At 68.9% G+C, this 2115-nt stretch carries 1 protein-coding gene; it reads left to right on the forward strand.

What is annotated here, in order from left to right; translation table 11 throughout:
* Positions 1–474 precede the first annotated feature (474 nt).
* Positions 475–2115: AI-2E family transporter (locus RMO12_RS12345; RefSeq protein ID WP_309639520.1), on the forward strand; the 1641-nt coding region annotated here is incomplete at its 3' end.

Genomic DNA, 2115 nt, shown 5'->3' on the forward strand with positions numbered 1-2115 from the left:
AACTCTGCGAGTACCGCCTACCGGGTGCATTGCGGGAGGGGCCAGGTTGCGAGGCGAGGCGTTTGCCGTCTGCATCGATGCCGATCAACAGCGACGCCCGGGCGGCACGCGGCGGCGAGCGGGGCGGCATCGGCGTCGAGAGCATCGGCGCGTCACTTTCCTGAGCCGGGCCGCACTCTCCCCGCGGGGGAGAGGGAGTCATACAAGCGCGCGGTGCCGTGGCGGGGCGCGTTGATTCCTCCCGGCAGTGGGAGACGGAGCTAGGCAGGCGCGCAGGCGCGCTGCGGTGGCGGGTCGCGTCGGTTGCCTCTCCCTCTGGGAGCTGGCTAGGGGTGAGAGCTGGCCGCAACCTGCCGCCCGCCCACCGCTCGCATATCCACCATCACCACCACGCCCCTACTCACAGGCACGCCATCTGCTTGGCCGGTTTTGCAGCCACCCCGCGCTGGAGGCCCCTTGATTCCGAGCAAGCCATTGACGACGCAGACCGGGCTGGTGCTGCTCACCATGCTCGGCGTCGTCGCCGTGCTGCACTTCGCCGAAGACGTGCTCGTGCCGGTGGCCCTGGCGCTGATGCTGGCCTTCTTGCTCGCGCCGCTGGTCCACCGCGTCGAGCGCTGGGGCGCCAACCGCGAAATCGCGGTAGCGCTCACCACGCTGGTGGCCTTTGCGCTCATCGGCCTGCTGATCTACACGGTCGCGCACCAGTTCCTCGGCCTGGTGGAAGACCTGCCCTCCTACCGCGACAACCTGCTGTCCAAGATCAGGTCGATATCCGTCGGCTCCGACAACGGTGGCCTCGAGCGCGGCGTGGAGACCGTCAAGGAGCTCAGCGACGAGCTGCAGAAATCCTCGCCCGGGCAGGCCGTTGCGCCCGGCATCACCCAGGTGCAGATCGTCGCGCCCCCGCCGAGCGCGGCGCAGGTGGTGCGCGGCCTGTTCGGCCCGCTCCTCGGCCCGCTGTCCACCGCGGCGATCGTGCTGGTGTTCGTGGTGTTCATGTTGATTCAGCGCGAAGACTTGCGCGACCGACTGGTGCGCCTGCTCGGCGCCACCGAGATGCACACCACCATGAGTGCGCTCGACGACGCCGCGCAGCGCGTGAGCCGCTACCTGCTGATGCAGACGCTCATCAACACCATCCAGGGCACGCTCGTGGCCGCGGGCCTGTTCTTCATCGGCGTGCCCGATGCGCTGCTGTGGGGCACGCTCACCATCGTGTTGCGCTTCATCCCCTACCTGGGCCCGGTGCTCGCCGCGGTGGGGCCGATTGCGCTCTCGATTGCGTTCTTCAACGGCTGGACCGAACCGCTGATGGTGATCGGCCTCATCGTCACGCTGGAGCTGATGAGCAACAACGTGCTCGAGCCGCGCCTCTATGGCTCGAGCGTGGGGGTGTCTTCGTTCGCGCTCATCGTCGCGGCGGTGTTCTGGACCTGGCTGTGGGGCACGGCGGGCCTGTTCCTCGCCACGCCGCTGACGGTGTGCCTGGCGGTGATGGGCAAATACATACCGCAGCTCGGCTTCGTCGGCGTGATCCTCACCGACCAGCCGGTGCTGTTGCCGAGCGAACGCTTCTACCAGCGCCTGCTCGCCAACGACGCCGACGAAGCGCAGGACCTGATCGACGAGGCGCTGGCGGCCAATCCGCTCGTCGACGTGTGCGACACCATCCTGCTGCCGGCCCTGCGCTTCATCGAGCAAGACCACGATCGCGGCGCCATCGACGTGACCCGGCGCAACGCCATCATCGAGTTGGTGGCCGAGCTCATCGAGCAGTTGCCGGCCGCGGTGGCGCTGGCCGAGACCCAGGTCGAAACCGAAACTGAAACGAGCCCCGCCATCCCCGCCGAGCCGGCGCTGCAGATGTCGGTGCTGTTCCTGCCGGCCGCCGACGCGGCCGACGAGCTGGCCGCGCAGCTGCTGGTGCGCGTGCTCGCCCCGTCCGAGTTCAGCGCCGAGGCGGTGGCGGCCACGCTCAAGGGTGAAATGCTCGAACAGGCGGCCCTGACGCAGCCCGACGCCATCTGCATCTCGGCCACGCCGCCGGCCGCGCTGGCCCATGCCCGCTACCTGTGCAAGAAACTGCGCACGCGCTTCCCCGACGTGCCGATC

The organism is Methylibium sp. (assembly GCF_031393925.1).
In the GTDB taxonomy this organism is placed as follows: Bacteria; Pseudomonadota; Gammaproteobacteria; order Burkholderiales; family Burkholderiaceae_C; genus Methylibium.